General features: G+C 42.8%; 15 protein-coding genes. 10 read left to right on the top strand and 5 right to left on the bottom strand.

Annotated elements, in window-relative coordinates; translation table 11 throughout:
• From NTX44_06195 to NTX44_06185, 3 genes are all read right to left on the bottom strand, one after another.
• Positions 1–864: a sugar phosphate nucleotidyltransferase gene (locus NTX44_06195; protein MCX6121192.1), complete on the bottom strand. Its 864-nt coding sequence runs from the start codon at positions 862–864 to the stop codon at positions 1–3.
• A gap of 661 nt (positions 865–1,525) precedes the next feature.
• On the bottom strand, positions 1,526–2,323 hold the full coding sequence (locus NTX44_06190; GenBank protein MCX6121191.1) for a C1 family peptidase: 798 nt from the start codon (positions 2,321–2,323) through the stop codon (positions 1,526–1,528).
• A gap of 178 nt (positions 2,324–2,501) precedes the next feature.
• On the bottom strand, positions 2,502–2,909 hold the full coding sequence (locus tag NTX44_06185) for a hypothetical protein (protein MCX6121190.1): 408 nt from the start codon (positions 2,907–2,909) through the stop codon (positions 2,502–2,504).
• Between the two features lie 865 nt (positions 2,910–3,774).
• Between NTX44_06185 and NTX44_06180 the strand changes: the two genes are divergently transcribed.
• The 4 genes from NTX44_06180 to NTX44_06165 all read left to right on the top strand — a co-directional run bounded on the left by NTX44_06180 (position 3,775) and on the right by NTX44_06165 (position 7,130).
• On the top strand, positions 3,775–4,146 hold the full coding sequence (locus tag NTX44_06180; protein ID MCX6121189.1) for a hypothetical protein: 372 nt from the start codon (positions 3,775–3,777) through the stop codon (positions 4,144–4,146).
• 1,000 nt (positions 4,147–5,146) lie between these two features.
• Positions 5,147–5,692 (top strand): hypothetical protein, encoded by a 546-nt coding sequence (locus NTX44_06175; protein ID MCX6121188.1) that lies wholly within the window; start codon positions 5,147–5,149, stop codon positions 5,690–5,692.
• The gene (locus NTX44_06170; GenBank protein MCX6121187.1) at positions 5,671–6,504 is read left to right on the top strand and encodes a sensor histidine kinase; all 834 of its coding nucleotides are present in this window, start codon (positions 5,671–5,673) and stop codon (positions 6,502–6,504) included. Before NTX44_06175 ends, NTX44_06170 begins: the two co-directional genes overlap by 22 nt.
• Positions 6,501–7,130 carry a response regulator transcription factor gene (locus NTX44_06165; GenBank protein ID MCX6121186.1) on the top strand — a complete coding sequence of 210 codons (630 nt, stop codon included), beginning with the start codon at positions 6,501–6,503 and terminating at the stop codon, positions 7,128–7,130. Before NTX44_06170 ends, NTX44_06165 begins: the two co-directional genes overlap by 4 nt.
• Positions 7,131–7,233: 103 nt before the next feature.
• Here the strand turns inward: NTX44_06165 and NTX44_06160 are convergent, their stop codons facing one another.
• A complete protein-coding gene (locus NTX44_06160; GenBank protein MCX6121185.1) occupies positions 7,234–8,007 on the bottom strand; it encodes an SDR family oxidoreductase in 774 nt (257 codons plus the stop codon).
• A gap of 44 nt (positions 8,008–8,051) precedes the next feature.
• Complete coding sequence (locus NTX44_06155; protein MCX6121184.1) at positions 8,052–9,191, bottom strand: alanine racemase; 1,140 nt, start codon at positions 9,189–9,191, stop codon at positions 8,052–8,054.
• A gap of 355 nt (positions 9,192–9,546) precedes the next feature.
• Between NTX44_06155 and NTX44_06150 the strand changes: the two genes are divergently transcribed.
• The 6 genes from NTX44_06150 to NTX44_06125 all read left to right on the top strand — a co-directional run bounded on the left by NTX44_06150 (position 9,547) and on the right by NTX44_06125 (position 17,253).
• Entirely contained in the window at positions 9,547–10,410 is an 864-nt protein-coding gene (locus NTX44_06150; GenBank protein MCX6121183.1) for a hypothetical protein, read from the top strand.
• A gap of 128 nt (positions 10,411–10,538) precedes the next feature.
• Positions 10,539–12,038: an AmmeMemoRadiSam system protein B gene (amrB, locus tag NTX44_06145; protein ID MCX6121182.1), complete on the top strand. Its 1,500-nt coding sequence runs from the start codon at positions 10,539–10,541 to the stop codon at positions 12,036–12,038.
• A gap of 179 nt (positions 12,039–12,217) precedes the next feature.
• Entirely contained in the window at positions 12,218–12,673 is a 456-nt protein-coding gene (gene tnpA / locus NTX44_06140) for an IS200/IS605 family transposase (GenBank protein MCX6121181.1), read from the top strand.
• 47 nt (positions 12,674–12,720) lie between these two features.
• Positions 12,721–13,884 carry an AmmeMemoRadiSam system radical SAM enzyme gene (gene amrS, locus NTX44_06135; protein ID MCX6121180.1) on the top strand — a complete coding sequence of 388 codons (1,164 nt, stop codon included), beginning with the start codon at positions 12,721–12,723 and terminating at the stop codon, positions 13,882–13,884.
• Positions 13,885–14,008: 124 nt separating this feature from the next.
• On the top strand, positions 14,009–14,935 hold the full coding sequence (locus NTX44_06130; GenBank protein ID MCX6121179.1) for a branched-chain amino acid transaminase: 927 nt from the start codon (positions 14,009–14,011) through the stop codon (positions 14,933–14,935).
• Positions 14,936–14,955: 20 nt separating this feature from the next.
• Complete coding sequence (locus tag NTX44_06125) at positions 14,956–17,253, top strand: fused MFS/spermidine synthase (GenBank protein ID MCX6121178.1); 2,298 nt, start codon at positions 14,956–14,958, stop codon at positions 17,251–17,253.
• Positions 17,254–17,278 lie beyond the last annotated feature (25 nt).

The following is a 17,278-nucleotide window of genomic DNA, read 5'->3' as shown; positions in this document are numbered from 1 at the left end:
TTAACTCCTTTCGCCTGCATGGTGTTCACGGAGCAACAGCATTTCCATCAGTATCGCAATAACTTCATCGCGATCCTCTCCGTTGAGCGCAAGGGCAAGTTGTGCATTCAAGAGTCCGTATTTGACACCAACATTGTACCGATAATCATTCATCTCGAGTGCGAGGTATTTTTCTTTTTGTGCTAATTCGTGCAGGGCATTTGAAATTGTAGGAAGATTCGAATTATTATTTTTCTTGAATTCATCATTCAGAATTTCCATCACTGCCGGCGTTAAGACATGAATGCCGAAGAAGCAGAGATAGTACCCTGTGCGAAGTCCCGGTACAATCAATCGCTGTTCTGCTTCGGTGGGCGTAGGTTTCTCGATGACATGCTCAATGACGTAGAGATCATTTCTGCCTTGAATACGTTTGCCGCTGATTGCTCCAAAATTCGGAAGAAGCCCTTCACGTGTGGCTTGAACTGCAGAAACGGCACATGATTCTGCTTCTGCGGTTTCCACGACACGCTGCGCGCATCCTTTTTCCATTCTGCTCACATATAAATGATCGCCGATAAGATGGAGAAACGATTCCCCTTTTGTAAAATCTTTTGCACACCAAACGGCATGACCATATCCGCGGGGTTCTTTCTGGTACACGAAAGACAGATGGTTGGCATGGTCGCCCGCAACAGAACGAAACGCAGTCTCGTCGTCGGGATGAATGATGAGACAAATATCTTTAATTCCCGCCCGCACGACCTCCTCGATAATCACGCTGAGAACGGATTTTTGCTGACCATCACGATCGATGAGTGTCTGGAGAGGCAGGTTTCTCTGTCCTTTGCCTGCTGCCGTGATCACTGCCTTAGTAATTTTCATGGAGTATTCCTTTGTATCAAATACGAGAAAACAGGGAATTTCCATCCCGGTTTTGATATTCAAAATATTGTTCAAAGTACAAAATTATAAAACGCCTTCACAGAGAAATTTAGTATCCCATATTCCGTTGAACTCATTCCCGCTCGCCTCCCATACTTTGTTTTGGAATCAGAAGTCATGTCGATGATGTTATGAGAGAGAATATCATAAACATAAGAAATATTTTTATGAATGCCACGTAAAACGCTAGTGTCTCAATTTAGTGCGGTCAGGACTTACGTCCTGACCGATTCTATTGAATGTCAGGAAGAAATTCCTGACATCACTAACCGACTATGTTAAATTGAGAAACTACTCTCAAAACAGAGCATTTTGCCGGTGTTGATATTTCGTCAGGAGAGATTCTCACTTGAAGAGTTGGAAGGCATCATACGGCCTTGATGGATGGGAACTAAGAATAATTCATCAAGAAAGAGGGATCACGTTTCGTAATCAAAGAAATCGGCGGACAGCCGCAGGTTTCTCCCTGAAGCCTGCGGCTGTACGATCCTTGTCGTACCTAAATGTGTCCGCCGAAAAGAATAACTGCATTGAACGATGATTTGATTACGTGTTCACCGGGTGAACACGTCAGATGGAAATGACGCTCATGACATCTTTTTTACATCATTTCCCCTCTCCGTATCGTCCAGAGATCGTCGGCAAGATTGCGGCTTGCAAGATACTCATACGGGATTGTAAAATATCCTTTCTGTCCCCAATCGGTTCCCCACGAGTTCCGGACAATGAATCGTCTTTCCTCGTCATTATATCCAACGGCGAGCACCGCATGACCGCCGAGTGAGCGTTCGCTCGGCTGGGGCATTTGCACAATACCGTTGCGGGCAACTTCCTGCGACTCGAAACTTTCATACACAGTGAAACCGAATACAAACGGAAAACCATCAGCAAGGCATGTCCTCATGTCATCGAGCGTAAGAATGCGATGGTACGAAGTGATTTGGCGCTTCAGCGCCTCTTTGTAACACGCCGCGCCCGGCTTCGCTGCGAATTTTGAAATGATGTACGGCCAGCGTGTTTCCGAACACACTCCCTGGTTCTTCAACGTTTTTATTCCATCGCGTATCATTGCCCCTGCATCCGATTTGATAGTTCCTTCCAGAGCCCGTTCATTATAATAGATAAATAATCTGCTCGCATCTACAAATGGAACACCGTTCTTTCGTTCGAGAAATTCTATTGCACCGGCAAGAGCGTTGCCCGTGCAGCTTCCAAGATTGCCCTGGTCTTCAATCGTCGGACATGTGGGGCGCAAGTCTATATGTGGTGGAATCGCTATGGTAGGACGCACTGCACTGTAAAGAAAATCCCGCTGATCGGGCACATCAGGAATCCAGCCATATCGGAGTTTCTTCACTGCCTTGGATTTTGTGTGTCTCTCAGATTTGCGTTGTGCCATGGTATCCTCTTTTGATGGTGGTGGTAAGAAGGAGAAGTGAAGTAATTCCCGTCTCCCTTGATAAAAGCAACTGGGTCTGCGAGGCAGTTTATTTTTCCACGAGTTTCATTCATGGTAGGCAAGGGAGGTCTGCGGCTGTCTATGAGTGTTGGAAGAATCGATTACACGCGTTACAATCTTAAACTATCGATTTACGTTGTCCGTTATATTTGAATTCACTGAGCACGTTGCTTGTATGGCCAAACCGCATTTCTGCCATTCTAACGATGACTTCTTTTACAATTTTAAGTTCACGTACTTCGTCAAGGAAATCAACTTTATTTCCCAGCGAAGTATAGTTATGCGCGGCAACGCGCGTAATGAGAACGCGCATGAGATGAATCTCCTCATCGCTCACGCCAACTTCCGAAAGTTCTGCGGCATGCTGACGTGTGGCTTGTAGTACTGTAGATGCTTCGTGAAGAATCATATCAACAGACATTTGATTGTTTTCCTCTTTCATATTTTTCAGCATCAGTCCCGATATCCGTGCGTATGGATATTGAGCGCCGAAGGCGGGTTTGGATTCTTGTATGTGCATTGTCATAGTATTATGAAAAAACGCTTTCTATAAACTTCATGGTTCTTGTTCAGAGTTATAAAACCTTGCAACCCAATATACGTCGGAGACGTATTGAAAAGCAATTATTCCCCATGTCGTATTTTAACAAGCACGTTGTCGTAATTATATTATGCATATTATTGAATGGCCGGAATAAAAAGTTCGTCACCTGTTGCCTGCATCATTGCCCGCTTGCATCAAGCCGTAGAGAAAGGAATATGGAATCATACTAATAACTATATTGCTTTATTAAATTACATAGAGTGCGCAACATCACATATCGCATAGACAGAAACGTACAGCATAATTTTACGATTCTAAGCCATATTGTGAACAAATTATCCACTGTTCGACATATCGGAATCGGCGAAAAAGGTTGAATAACATCAATAATCTCATATTAATAATACGCTGTGTATAACTTGGATGAGTCTGGAAGAAATCACTCGGCCGAATATTTCGATAAGAATTTTACTTTATAAGGTTGTATTAATCTTGTCAAAATACCTGTGTTTTTACGACAGACGCATGCACCAAAATCGCTACAAAGAACTTGTTAAAATACGACAGACAAATTGTCTATAATGGTGTAGCTTAATATGTAAATAACGGCAGGAAGACGTATCAAATTGTTCACGTTTTATGGTGAAATTTTGTAGGGACGTGATTCATCACGTCCAATTGATTGAAATATATTGGACTTAAATCTCAGAAAGGTCTACGATGTTTGAGAATTGTAAGTCGCAGCCAAGCCGATCCCCGCCGCATGAGTATCTATTGTTCACATGAGAAAATTTCTTGTCTATTAATAACTAACAAAAAATAAACCATTTTCTTAAGGAGATTTCAAATGTCTATAAAAAAATTTGTTACAGTTATCTCGATTCTAGCACTAAGTATTGTCTTGCTCATCATCTATCCATCAACCGATAAATCTGTGAATGCAGGACCATCGAAATCGATAAAAGATGTACCTTCTCTGGCAAACTTACACCGCATAACCGTTTCGTCGAACGATGTGCTTGTACATTATTTTGGAAAAGATGTTGTTGATAAAACCATGAAACAACCCGGCTGTGCTGGAGTTCGCATGTATTATGGCAAAAATGTAAACGGTAAATCCGGGTTCGTGATTGTTGGAATTGATAAGAACGGTAAAGATATGGTGCCAGTCGTAATTGCTGGTCCATTAGATGTATGTCCGCCCTATTGCGGTAATTAACAAAGTAAAATTGCAAGAGCGTGATTCATTTGCTATCTTTATAATAAAATGCGGTGGAATTGCAACTATGCTACCCAGTTGCATTTTAATTCGATTGTTGTAATGATTTTAATATGCAGAGCAGATGAATCAATATCCTTTATTAGTGTATATAGCTCTCTTTAGTTCAGTTTTACCGATCGGTGTAGGTATTTTAAAGATTAATGTCCTACAACATGGGTTGAAAATTCTGTTCTTTTTTCTAGTTTTTACTTTTGTTGCAGACGTTTATTTTTTACGGTTCGTCAAGGGGTATCAATTTACTCTTGGACTTCACCATGTGTATTATCTCGTAGAATTATTATTTATCATTTCTATTGTTACTGTTTGGCAAGAGTCACAGAGAATGAAAAGAATATTCCAAACAGTAATGTTTCTATACATACTATTTTGGATTATTGCAAAGTTAACTTTTGAACCCCTGGATGGATTATATTCAGTTACAGCAAGTGCGTCACAAGTTCTTCTCACTCTCAGTGCAGGATATACGTTGTTTGTGGTTATCGGGAATCGATTGCAACCCCTAATGAACTATCATCGTTTTTGGATACTCCTTTCGTTCGTGGTCTATTACGCAGGTACACTTATAACTATTGCCTTACGCGGAATTCTCATTCATTATTCAAAAGAGAATCTATTCCTTGTTACATCTATAGATTGGAATCTTAGAATTCTAATCAATATACTTTTCACAATTGGGTTCTTGTGTCCTCAGACCCAAAAATTATGATTATATCAATCTTTACTATCTCTGCAAAAATGTAATTCAATGTCACAGCAAACTACTACTTACGTCGCTTCAACGTATATTTTGGTTTTTTATAGTTAGGATGTTTAGTAATAACAATGTCAGTATGCATAGATGATGATACAATATCCGATTTTAATGTATATATCGATCTTCAGCGTTGCTTTACCGCTGTGTGTGGGAATTTCAAGAATGAGGATCTTGGGACGAGGGATGAATATCCTTCTTTATTATCTGATATTTGCATTTGCAGCAGACATGTATCTTAGGTACTTCGCAAAGGGATATCAATTAACTCTTGGGCTTAATCATGTTTATTATCTCATAGAATATATATTTATTATGTCTATTATAACTGTTTGGCAGGAAACGCTTCGGATAAAGAGATTATTTCAAGCTCTAATGTTGCTTTACATACTGTTTTGGATTATTGCAAAGTTTACCTTTGAACCTCTTACCGGATTATATTCTGTTATAGCAGGTACTTCACAGGGTCTACTCGTTATTAGCGCAGAATTCACGCTATTTGTTTTTATCAGGGATAGAATTCATCCAGTAATAAACCATTATCGCTTCTGGGTACTTCTTTCCTTTGTTATCTATTATGCAGGCACACTCTTGATTATTACTTCACGAGGAATGCTTCTTCATTATTCGACAGAAGCATTCTTCCTTGTTACTTCTATAGATTGGAGCCTCAAGATTCTTTTCAATATACTTTTCACAGTAGGGTTTTTGTGTCCTCAGACCAAAGCATAATACTTACTGCAATATTCAGTGTCACTGCAGTAGTGCTTGGGCTGTTTCTTTTTTTTGTGGTGATGATGGTGCGCAGTCATCGTAAAATTGAAGCCGCCCAGCGTGAACGACTGCGCCAAATGCAATTATTTTCAGAAAAACTTCAAGCGGCGCGGGAGGAAGAACAAAAACAGATTGCCCGCGAATTGCACGATGAACTCGGCGGCGCTCTTACAGGTATTAAGTACGATCTGCTCTGGTTGGGAAAACATACTGTCATGAAATCCAGCGTAAAAGAGCGGTACCAAGCTATACGGACTATGGTCGATACAACAACGAAAACTGTTCAGAGAATCTCTTCCGGATTGCGGCCTAAAATTTTGGACACTGTCGGATTAGCGGCGGCAGTGGAATGGCATATACGTGAATTCACAAAGCGAACTTCAATCGAGGTCAAGCTTCAACAACCAGATAACCTCCCGTCCTTGGATGATGCGAAGACGACCGGTGTGTATAGGATCATTCAAGAAGCATTGACCAATATAGCCCGTCATTCAGAAGCAACACGCGCTGAAGTTGCAATGCACTTGAATAACGGTGAACTTCGAGTGGCAATTACAGACAACGGTAAGGGCATTGACCAGGCGATGATTGTTCATCCTGAGTCATTGGGAATTTTGAGCATGCAGGAACGCGCCCGGATGTTGGGAGGTAAAATTGCATTCACAAGCAATCCCGGGAAAGGTACATGCGTTGTGTTGAGCGTTCAGATTCACGATGGAAGTCAATCAAAGGCGGCAATGGTGGAAAAGGAGGGGGGTCATTCTCTATGAGAGCGCTTATTGTCGATGATCATGAATTTACACGCGAAGGGATTGTTCACATTTTGACCGACAATTTTGATATTACAAAACTTGCACGAGCTGGGAACTACGATGAAGCCATGGAGCAAATAAAAAACAATAAATGGGATATAATTATTCTCGATGTCAATCTTCCAGGAAAAGGCGGTCTTGAAATTCTTAGAACGATTAGAATCATTGAATCGAAAGTGCCGGTATTGGTCTTGAGCATGGTTCCTGTGTCGCAGTATGCGCGCAGGATAGTACAAGCGGGAGCATCAGGATACTTAACAAAATCCGAGCCGGGTGAAGAGTTAATCAAAGCGGTACGAATGGTCGCACGGGGTATGAAATATTTCAGCCCGGAAGTCCAACAGGAACTTCCCGATATTATCGATGAAAGCATAGATAAGGCAAAACATCATAATTTATCCGATAGAGAGTTCGAAGTTTTACGAGGCCTGGCAGAAGGAAAAAGTTCCAAAGAAATTGCCGGAGAGTATAAGGTTTCTATTAATACAATCAACTCGTACCGTAAGCGTGTACTGCTGAAACTTCATGCAAGATCAAATATCGATCTTGTGAAATATGCTTATAAACATAAAATTGTAGAATAGGCACATTGTAAAATCCGATCACCGATCGCCTGCCTGCCGCAGGCAGGGATGTTACAGTTACGCGAACTGAGCGGCTATTCTATGTATCCAGATTCCAAGAATATTACTGCGTGCGGTGCACAAGCGTTGTCGAAGCTTGCGCGGTCGGCATAATAATCACCTCGGCAATTTGCACATGCGGTGGGCGTGTCGCAGCGTACAACACCGCGTCTGCAATATCGTCGGGCGTCAGCGGCGTCATATTCTGGTATGTTTTTTTTGCGCGTTCCTTGTCGCCATGGAAGCGCACTTCACTGAATTCTGTTTCTACCAATCCCGGATCAATAGTGCAAACGCGAATTTGTGTATCAACTAAATCCATCCGCATCCCTTTTGTCAGTGCATCAACGGCATGCTTGGAGGCGCAGTACACATTTCCGCCGGGATAAACATCATGACCAGCAATGGAACCGATATTAATGACTGTACCTTTCTTGCGCTCTACCATTCCTGGGAGTACTGTGCGGCTCACATAGAGCAGTCCCTTCACATTCGTGTCGATCATTTCCTCCCAGTCTTCAAAATTTCCTTCATATAGTTTATTCAGTCCGCGGCTTAGTCCGGCATTGTTGACAAGAATATCTATATTCTGCCACTCGACAGGAAGTTTTTTATAAAACTTTGTTACAGCGCGTTTGTTACGCACATCTAATTCATCAATAAATGTTTCAGTACTAAATTGTTTATTTAACTCTGTCGCAAGTTTTTCCAGTCGATTTTTTCGGCGGGCGGCGAGAATAAGTTTTGCACCGGCTTCGGCAAATGCACGCGCACAGGAACGTCCGATGCCGCTGCTGGCGCCGGTGATGAAAACAATAGAATCTGTAAGGTTTTTCATGCTGGGAGAATGTTAGATTTTAGATGTTAGGTGATATTGGGCAATTAGGTTCTTCCACGTAAGATTTTCCATCGATCGACGACTTCGTTACCCCTGGTGACATAGTAGTAGTCAAAGTTTGCTGCAGTGAGACATGCATGGTGTTCCAGGATTCTGATTTTATCACCGACGTTGAATCGTCCTTTGATGTGGTCTATCTGTTCGGCGACAATTTTTCCATGTTCCTGAGAGAGAGTCTGTAATTGTAAATCGATATGTGCAAATAATCGCTTGCGGTCATAATCTTCAAAAATTGCACCCATCCCCATGTCGTTTCGAAGATGGGTCGCACCAAGGTCCTTTGACAGCGCAAGCGCTCCGGCATCAGTAACAAAGAATTGCGCAGATGGTTGATGCGATATGACACTCGCCAGCACGGAGAGTGCACACTCGCCGACCGTACAAACCCCGAGCTGTGCCTGCGTATAATCATTGAAAACATAGTTGCCGGGTCGTATTTCGTTTACACCTTCCAGCGATTTTGCAAGTGTCATCGTCGGCGTTGATCCAACGCTGATGCATGGAACCTTGATGCCGTTCTTTTGCAAACGCTCGGCAAAACGCACCATCACCGACCGCTCTTCTTCAGCAATCTTTATGATTTCATCTTTTGAATTCGCCTGATACGAATGTCCCGCGTGCGCAAGTATACCGTCGAAGAACATTGAGCGGGAATCCGCAAGCGCCTGAGCGAGTTGTTCTGCTGTTTGCGAGTACGGATTGACACCAACCCGATGGCCGCCGCAATCGACTTTCAACCAGACATGCAGTCTGCCGCTATGCTGTGCAAAGACATGCTCCAGGTGTGAGATTGCATCGAGACTGTCGACAACGACGCGCAATGTAATTTTGGATGAAAGTTCGATGGCTTTTTCGGTATACGAAAAAGGAAACGGGAGTGCCCACGTGATGTCAGAGAATCCGTTTGCGGCAAATTGTTCTGCTTCGTAAAATGTTGAAACAGTGATTCCTTGGGCACCGAGGGCCAATTGCTGTTTGGCAATTTTAATGCATTTGTGCGTTTTCATGTGGGGGCGCAATGCAACTTTCATTTCACTTGCACGGTTTTGCATGCGCTTGAGGTTCTGATCGAGAATATCATAATCGAGCAGTAATGCCGGCGTTGGTAATTCATTGATGGTCATGTATGTATGCTGAAGAAAACTATTGTTAAGTCTGCTTCATTCATCTCCGTTTTATTAGTCTAAGGTAACAATTTTTTCCGATATCTCAATTCGCATGACACTCATTGCTTGGTTTTTGTTACTTACATCGCAATGAAAATTCTTCAACAAAGGAAGAATAATATGTCAAAATCCGGTATGTTCTATTCCCTTTGATTGATGAGAAATGAATGAGGGAGAAAGAGATCTTCTAAAAAATATTTCATACTGACGTCTTTGAGTGGATTATTTCATTTATGAAACTAATGTATTATTCTTTCGTCAAATGTATATAATTTATCGATAAATAATAACTATCCGAACAAATGGAAGAATGATGGAAATACTAATATCGAAACGACGGATGTGCCAATATTTATCATCATTATTACTATCGACGATGCCGATGCTGTTGATGCTGCTGACTGGATGCAGCGGCGGTCTTAAACTTACCAGTGATTGGCAGCAGGGCGAGATGAATTTTGACGGCAGTGATTCCGAGTGGCAGCGCGGATTATATTACGACAAGGAATCCGACATGGTCTATGGTGTGCGTAACGATGATAAACACGTCTACATTTTTCTGAAAACCCAAAATCGGTCCACGCAAATGCAAATTATGAGACAGGGCTTGACGGTTTGGTTTGATAGGGAAGATGGAAAGAATCAGACGTTTGGCATTAAATATCCGATGAGCCAGCACGAAGCACATGCCGGATTTTCTCCGGACACCAATGAAGAAAGATTTCCCTCGTTTCTTGACCAAGCATTTCCTGAATTGGAAATTATTGGTCCACGGAAGGAAGATATTCAACGGTTCTCACCGCTGGAAGCACCGGGTATTCGTGTAAAACTCGGCCGCACACGAGAGACATTAGTATATGAATTGCGTGTCCCATTAACGAAAACTTCTGAACATCCGTTTGCAATCGAGCCAATTTCGGGTCGCCGTATTGGAATTGAATTCGAAACAGGTGATTTCAAAGCAGAGCAAAGTAAAGGCGGCATGCGCATGGGAGGCGGACATGAACGCGGTGAACAAATGGGCGAAGAAAATTCTGGAGAAGAAAGCAGTCTTGGTGGTAGAAGACCTCGGGGTGGTGGAAATCAAGGCGGTCGGTTCGGTAACAGTGAAAAAACGAAACAGATGGAATTATGGCTCTCCGTTCAATTAGCTAAATTGACATCTTCATCTTACTAAGAGAGAGGCGGAAATAGATCACAGCATAATTTCTTATGTACGGGGCAACTTCTGTCGATCAGCAGACTCAACTTGCAACTCTTCCTTCTTCTCGTTAAGTTTCTACCGAACAATGTACGGCTCGCCTTATGCTTAAGACAAAGACTATTACAATCCTTGCTTTTTGCCTCCTGTTTTTATGCGCCGATTGCCAATCGCAAGAAAATAAATTCGACCGACAGCCCGCTGTTGCAGGATCGTTCTACCCAGCCAAGCAGGAAGAACTCACTGCAGCACTGAAGCAGCTCTTTACCAATGCTGTCCCATCAAAAGATATTCACAATGTTATTGCCATTATTTCTCCCCACGCGGGATATGTTTTCTCCGGAGAAATTGCAGCATCGGCGTTTAACCAGATTGATACGGCGAAAAAATACGAAAATATCTTCGTCCTCGGTTCGAGCCACCACATCGCTTTTGAAGGTGCGTCGATTTACTCGCAGGGCGATTTTATAACGCCGCTTGGCACGGTGAAAGTGAACACCGAACTTGCCGATCAGCTTATCAAGAACTACAGTATTTTCTCCAATCGAACGGATGCACATGCCCGCGAGCACAGTTTGGAAGTACAGCTTCCTTTTCTTCAATATCGATTGAAGAAGGAATTTAAGATCGTTCCAATTGTTCTTGGAACGCAATCGCCGGAAACCTGCCGTCATATTGCCGATGCATTGCGGCCATACTTGAATGCGAAGAACCTTTTTGTCATCAGCACCGACTTCTCGCACTATCCATCATACAGTGATGCAAAGAAGATCGATAAAGCAACAGCCGATGCAATTCTCGCAAATTCACCAGAAAACCTCGTTCGCTCAATGGCGAGTTACGAACAGAAAGGTATTTCCAATCTCGCAACCTGCCTTTGCGGTTGGACGAGTGTGTTGACATTGCTTTACATGACGGAAGGAAATGCGGATGTTGCCTTTACTCATGTCCAATATAAAAACTCCGGTGATGCGGAATACGGCGAAAAGAATCGTGTCGTTGGCTACAATGCAATTGCTATTTCGATAAAAGAGAAGAAGGGACGATCGGAATTTAAACTTACTGATAAAGACAAGAAAGATCTGCTGACGATTGCACGTAGCACAGTTACGCAATATGTGAAGAATAACACGAAACCTGAAATGGACGAGAAGAATCTTTCACCAATATTAAAAACAAACTGCGGAGCGTTTGTAACCTTGAAAAAGTATGGCAATTTGCGCGGATGCATTGGACGCTTCGATGCAAGCGAGCCGCTTTATCAAGTTGTGCAGGAGATGGCAATCGCATCGTCAACACAAGATTCTCGATTTTCGCCTGTTGAATTAAACGAAATTCCTGAACTTGAAATAGAAATTTCCGTGCTCACACCGATGCGGCGCATCGATTCTATCGATGAATTTGAACTTGGCAAACACGGTATTTATATTCGAAAAGGCTACCGCTCCGGAACATTCCTGCCGCAGGTGGCAGCAGAAACCGGCTGGACAAAAGAAGAATTCCTGGGTCACTGTGCTCAGGACAAAGCAGGTATCGGCTGGAATGGCTGGAAGGATGCTGAGTTATTCGTGTACGAAGCATTAGTGTTTGGAGAGGAGAAGTAGTAGCAAATTGCGAATAATTAATTGTATGAGTTAATGGAAGAAAAATAAAATATGTGGAGGGAAAAACCGATAAATCGGTTTATTAGCAAATGTCAAATATTCATAGCACCACGATTAATCGTGGTGCTATGGCATCAATGAACAATAAGAAAACCATTTCAATGATTTCAGGGGGGATCATGCTCCATTCCTATGTCAAAGTCTATGTGCATTTTGTGTGGTCAACGAAAAATCGCGATCCCTTTCTTGACAATCAAGTACGTCCCAATGTTCATCGGCATATCCTTGAGTATGCACAGACAAAAAGAATATCCATCGACACAATAGGAGTTCAGAAAGAACATATACATGTTTTTATTTCCATGAGGAGCGATCAGAACATTGACGATGTTGCAAAACTTCTCAAGGGAGAATCGTCGCATTGGATAAACTCAGAAAACTTCATTAAACCGAAGTTTAGTTGGCAGCGTGGATTCGGAGCTTTCTCTATAAGCCCATCTCATGTAGAAGCCGTGAGATCCTATATTAACAATCAAGATGAACATCATCGGAAGAAATCATATATCGAAGAAGTTGCAGATTTGTTGATGAAATATGGATACAATAAGGATGAGATGAAAAAACAACACGAGTAATTCCGTATTCTTTAGAAAATGATTCTTTGTTAGGTAGAGAGCACATTTTGAACCGAGTAGTATTGGTGGAATCAACAAAACAAAATAGTATTACCAAGCGCGAGTTTCTCCGCCGGTGCGCTTTCTGTACCGGTGGACTTGCTCTCGGTGCATACAATACAAATTGGTTTTCGCTTCCATCGAGCATCGATTTAGGAAAGTGGAGTAAGGAGGCGTTCTTTTATAGAAAGACAGCCGATGGATTGCAGTGCGAAAAATGTCCCCAAGGCTGTTTGTTGCTGAACGACGGCGATGTTGGTTTTTGCAGAAGTCGTGTTGCGAGCAACGGGAAAATGTATACCATTGCTTATGGTAATCCATGCGCTGTCCATATCGATCCAATCGAGAAAAAACCATTCTTCCATTTTCTGCCAGCGACACGCGCCTTCTCCATCGCCGCCGCAGGATGCAACTTCCGATGTCTCAATTGTCAGAACTGGCAAATCTCGCAAGTGAGTCCGAAAGAATCCGACAATATTGACTTGATGCCAGAAGAAGTTATCAAAGCGTGCATGAATTCCGGTTCTGAATCTATCGCATACACCTATTCCGAACCGACAACATTCTACGAATACGCATACGATACAGCAAAGCTGGCACGCAGTAAAAAGATTTGCAACCTGTTAAAGTCGAATGGGTACATCAACGAAAAACCTTTGCGGCAACTGTGCAATGTGCTTGATGCGGCAAATATCGATCTGAAAATATTCGATGAGGAAATTTATAAAAAACTCAGCTCTGGTAAACTTGCACCGGTGCTCAGAACGTTAAAAGTACTGCGCGAAGAAGGCGTTTGGTTAGAGATTACGAATCTTGTTATTCCAACATGGACAGATAATTTCGATACCATCAAACGAATGTGCGAGTGGCTGTGTACCAACGGTTTATCTGATGCGCCGCTGCACTTCAGCCGATTCACGCCGCTTTACAAACTTAGTCAACTGCCATCCACGCCTACCACAACGCTCGAAAAAGCGTACACTGTTGCATCAAAATCTGGGATACAATATATTTATTTAGGGAACGTTGCCGGCCATTGGGCAGAAAACACCTGCTGTTACAGGTGCAAGAAGATCATTGTCGAACGAAGCGCATACACCATTCTTGCAAATCATGTAGTAAAAGGGAAGTGCGGGTTCTGCGGAGAAAAAATCCCCGGCGTCTGGCGTTAATCAAGTTTTTTTCTATCTTTTATGTATGTCAAAATCCCAAAGTTGCAAAGGAATAAACAGGTTATTCTCTTGGCTACCTTGGCGTTCTTAGCGGTTCATATTACTTTGAAGAAAGGATTTGTAAATGGCAACACCCGAATTAGTTTATTTTGACGGCAAGATAGTTCCATACAAAGATGCGAAAGTTGGAGTATTAACGCATGGATTGAATTACGGTACTGGAATATTCGGCGGCATCCGCGGCTACTGGAATGAAGAGGAGAAACAGATGTTTGTGTTCCGGCCGCTCGATCATTACAAGCGGTTTCTCGATTCCAGCAAACTGCTGCGTATGGAGCTTCCGTACACAAAAGAAAGTTTGACAGAAGCAACGCTTGAATTAATCCGAAAACAAAATTTCCGTGAGAATGTTTATATTCGCCCACTGGCATTCTATGGCGATGAGCTTATCGGCGTTCGTTTGCACAACTTAACACCACGCATGGCAATTGCGGCGGTTCCCTTCGGGAAATATATAGAGCAAGAAGAGGGCGCGCACGTGACGATTTCTTCCTGGTGGCGTGTGGAGGATAATATGATTCCTGCGCGGGGTAAAATAGTTGGTGCGTACGTTAATTCCGCACTCTCCAAAACCGATGCACAGCTTTCCGGATTTGACGAAGCGATTGTGCTGAGCCAGAATGGCCACGTGTCCGAAGGTTCTGCAGAAAACATTTTCATGGTGAAGAACGGCGTTTTCATAACACCGCCGGTGACGGAAAATATTTTAGAAGGTATTGTGCGCCGGACGTTCATTCAGTTGATACAAGACGAATTGGGAATGCAGGTGCAGGAACGTTCCATCGACCGGACGGAATTGTTTCTTGCGGATGAACTCTTTTTTGGCGGGACCGGCGTTCAATTAGTTTCTATCACAAAAATCGATCATCGTCTCATTGCTGATGGAAAGATGGGACCACTTACGCTTAAATTACGCGATCTATTTTTTGATGTTGTGTTTGGCAGAACGGCAAAGTACCGCAATTGGTGCTTGCCTGTATATAAAAAGTAGCAATGACATTGTTTCGCGAAATGAATCGAAAGCCCGGGAGTAAATTACTCAGCGGGCTTTTGTTCTCTAAAACAGATTCAAATTTTTCACGCTCAAAACAACTATCCCTTTTTTATATAGGCTTCAGTTCTATCCTCTCGCAGATTCTTCTCGTCCGGGAATTCCTTGTCAGCTTCTATGGCAACGAATTAAGCATCGGAATCATCTTCGCGTGCTGGTTGGTGTGGATCGGTCTCGGGAGTGCATTCGGAAATTTTGTAGTCAATCACAACCGAAATGTCTCCCGCCTCTTTCTCGTTGGTATTGCTGTAACGCCGCTCGTAACGTTTGTGCAAATTCTCGCGGTAAAATTTGTTCGTGTATTTCTCCCCACAACTACCGGTGAATTTCTTTCAATGCTTGATCTGTTTGGATTTTCATTTGTTGTTCTTAGTATCGGATGTTTTTTATGGGGAATGCTTTTCACGCTTGGCGCAAAGTCATTGACTTCAGAAAACGATGAACTCTGGCTTGGTGTGAACAAAGCGTATGTGCTTGAATCATTCGGAAGTGTTGTTGGCGGATTATTGTTTTCTTTCGTTTTTGCGGTACTGTTTTCGACGCTGCAAATTGTCTTTCTTATTGTTGTCATTGCCTGGGGCGAAGTGTTTTGGATTATGGTCTCTCCAAAAAAATGGTTCATAATGCTTTCCTTAGCCGTCATCATCATCGTATTCGTTGTTGTAGCCCGGCCTATTCGTTCGCTGGAAAATACAATTAATTCATATCAGTGGTCGTTCATAAACAGTAAGCTAACATTTGTCCGTTCTATTGACACGAAATATCAAAATCTCTCTCTATTGTACCTGGATAACCAGTCTACCGTCTTTGCCGACGGTAGACCCGCATATAACATTCCTAATGCGTACGATGCCGAACTCTTTACCCATCCAGTCATGATTCATCATTCCGATGCAAAGCGTGTGCTTGTTCTGGGCGGAGGATTCAATGGAGTGTTGAAGGAAGTCTTACGCTATTCGGTTCATGAGGTGCAATATGTTGAGATCGATCCCGCTCTTCTTCCGTTCGTCGAACCGGTCATGAATATTCAAGATCAACAAGCACTGCACGATTCGCGAGTGCACTTCATGAATGTGGATGGACGAGAACTGCTGCGCCGCAAACAGCATTCCTTCGATGTTATTTTAATGAATGTTGGTGAACCATCGACGGCAAGCTTAAATCGATTCTATACAGTGGAATTCTTTCAGCTCTGTTATCAATCACTCAATGGGAACGGTATTTTCGCTTTTTCATTTCCATCATCAACTGAATATCTTGCGGATGAATTAAAAAACTTGAACGCTTCTCTTTACCAAACATTTAACCATGTGTTCACGAACTCATTGATTGTTCCTGGAACACATGCAGTGCTCATGGGAACGACCAGCAGTACGCCGTTAATTTCGCAGCCGGATTCTCTTGCGCACCGTTATACCGCCGCTGGAATTTCTGCCGAATACTTTTCCAAATATATGTTTGCTGAATTGATGCCGCCGGACAGAATAAATTTTATTACAAACACCTTGGAATCCGCAAAGAATGTACGAATGAACACCGACGACAATCCTGTGACATATTATTATGATCTCTTACTTTGGAATAAATTTCTGCATGGAAGCAACCGGTTCCTTACATCCATGACGCGTTATTGGATTTATGCTGCCGGCGGTGCTGGTTCTGGACTCTTGCTGCTGCTCTTTCTTTTACGATGGAGACAACCGGAGAAACAAAAACAAACCGCACTTGCTGCAATCACGACGATCTGTGGAATGACCGGTATGGCACTGAATCTTCTTTTCTTGTTAAACTTTCAGGAAGCATTCGGCTCAATCTATGAGATGGTTGGTGCTATGATCGCTGCAAACATGCTTGGTTTGGCATTAGGTACACAGATTGCTTCGCGGGCGAGCAGGCAATATAACCAGAAGGCCCTCTTGCTCGCGGTGCTGATAACACTCATGAGTGTTGTACTTTTCTTGCCAAAACTATTGGACTTCTTATTGCTTGTACAACTCATTCCTATCACACTCTTCGTTACGATAGTGAGCGGAGGATTGATCGGAATGCTTTTTGGGATTGCGAATCGATTATATCTTCACCGTTCGTCAAATGTAGGAAGTATGTACGCGTTTGATGTGTTCGGCTCGTCCATCGGCGCATTAACGACATGTTCCGTGCTGCTGCCTGTGTTAGGAATTGAAGAGGTAGCCGTCTTTCTATCTCTCTTGCTGCTCTCTGCTGTGCTAACGGTGTTGTTGCTTCGCAAACAAGTATGAGAGAAGTAAGTCACGTTGTAGAGAT

The sequence above is a fragment of the Ignavibacteriales bacterium genome (assembly GCA_026390575.1).
In the GTDB taxonomy this organism is placed as follows: Bacteria; Bacteroidota; Ignavibacteria; order UBA10030; family UBA10030; genus Fen-1298.
This window is presented reverse-complemented; position numbering and strand designations above follow the sequence as displayed.

Bases quoted from the DNA above. Each gene is read 5' to 3' on its own strand.
- NTX44_06185 (MCX6121190.1), bottom strand. From the start codon at position 2,909: ATGACAATGCACATACAAGAATCCAAACCCGCCTTCGGCGCTCAATAT.
- NTX44_06165 (MCX6121186.1), top strand. From the start codon at position 6,501: ATGAGAGCGCTTATTGTCGATGATCATGAATTTACACGCGAAGGGATT.
- NTX44_06195 (MCX6121192.1), bottom strand. From the start codon at position 864: ATGAAAATTACTAAGGCAGTGATCACGGCAGCAGGCAAAGGACAGAGA.
- amrB (MCX6121182.1), top strand. From the start codon at position 10,539: ATGCTTAAGACAAAGACTATTACAATCCTTGCTTTTTGCCTCCTGTTT.
- tnpA (MCX6121181.1), top strand. From the start codon at position 12,218: ATGCTCCATTCCTATGTCAAAGTCTATGTGCATTTTGTGTGGTCAACG.
- NTX44_06150 (MCX6121183.1), top strand. From the start codon at position 9,547: ATGGAAATACTAATATCGAAACGACGGATGTGCCAATATTTATCATCA.
- NTX44_06180 (MCX6121189.1), top strand. From the start codon at position 3,775: ATGTCTATAAAAAAATTTGTTACAGTTATCTCGATTCTAGCACTAAGT.
- NTX44_06130 (MCX6121179.1), top strand. From the start codon at position 14,009: ATGGCAACACCCGAATTAGTTTATTTTGACGGCAAGATAGTTCCATAC.
- NTX44_06125 (MCX6121178.1), top strand. From the start codon at position 14,956: ATGAATCGAAAGCCCGGGAGTAAATTACTCAGCGGGCTTTTGTTCTCT.
- NTX44_06175 (MCX6121188.1), top strand. From the start codon at position 5,147: ATGAATATCCTTCTTTATTATCTGATATTTGCATTTGCAGCAGACATG.
- NTX44_06155 (MCX6121184.1), bottom strand. From the start codon at position 9,191: ATGACCATCAATGAATTACCAACGCCGGCATTACTGCTCGATTATGAT.
- NTX44_06160 (MCX6121185.1), bottom strand. From the start codon at position 8,007: ATGAAAAACCTTACAGATTCTATTGTTTTCATCACCGGCGCCAGCAGC.
- NTX44_06190 (MCX6121191.1), bottom strand. From the start codon at position 2,323: ATGGCACAACGCAAATCTGAGAGACACACAAAATCCAAGGCAGTGAAG.